Annotated in this window: 1 protein-coding gene; it reads left to right on the forward strand. The window is 66.9% G+C overall.

Features of this window, described 5'->3' with window-relative positions:
• Positions 1–973 (forward strand): precorrin-3B synthase (gene cobG, locus EOA36_RS36125; RefSeq protein ID WP_127281295.1); only part of this gene is annotated, 973 nt, incomplete at both ends.

Consider the following 973-nt stretch of genomic DNA (forward strand, 5'->3'; position numbering starts at 1 on the left):
CCTGAACCCGGTCGCCGGAGGTCCATCCTCCGGAGGGTTGTCGCCGAAGCTCTTGATCGGGATCGCCGAATCCGCCTTGCGGCACGGCAACGGCATCATGGAAGTCACCGCGCGCGGCAGCCTGCAGATACGCGGCCTCACGGCGGACAGCGCTGCGTTGCTGGCGGCGGAGGTGGATGCATTGGGAATCGCGGTGCGCACCGGGGTGCCGGTCGAGACCGGCCCGCTGGCAGGCATTGACCCGCAGGAGATCGCCGATCCCCGGCCGATGGCGGAAGAGATTCGCGTGGCCGTCGAGGAAGCCGGGTTGACGAAGCGGCTGGGACCGAAGGTTTCGGTGATCGTTGACGGTGGCGGACAACTGACGCTGGATGCGGTAACGGCCGATGTGCGGCTGAGGGCGGTGCGAGCCGATACAGCCAGCCGTTGGCTTGTATCCGTCGCGGGGGACGGGCGGACCGCCAAGCGGCTCACCGTGGCGGATGAGGATGCGGCACGCGACATTGCTGTCGCGGCGCTGCGGATGGTTGCCGAGAAAGGCCGGGACGCACACACGCGGGATTTGTCGGGGCGGCAATTGGAGTCTCTCGCAAGCTGGCACTCTACGGCGCCCCCCTCTGTCCTGCCGGACATCTCCCCCTCTAGGGGGGAGATCAACGGCTTCGACGCTGGCTTTTCAACAACACCGGAGATTGGCGAAACCATCGGTGACAGCGCAATCTCCCCCCTTGAGGGGGAGATGTCCGGCAGGACAGAGGGGGGCGCCTCGCGCAAACCTATCGGGCTTTTCCCCTTGGCCGGTGAAACTTTCGCCCTCGGCATCGGCCTGCCCTATGGCAGCATCCCAGCGGACAAAATCATCGCCCTCGCAAAAAGCGCCCTCGCCCTCGGCACCACCGAAATCCGCCTCGCCCCAGGCCGCGCCTTGCTTTTCCTCGGCCAGCCGGCGACCGCCAACCAGCCCCTGCAAGAC

This window comes from Mesorhizobium sp. M8A.F.Ca.ET.021.01.1.1 (assembly GCF_003998025.1).
Classification (GTDB): Bacteria; Pseudomonadota; Alphaproteobacteria; order Rhizobiales; family Rhizobiaceae; genus Mesorhizobium.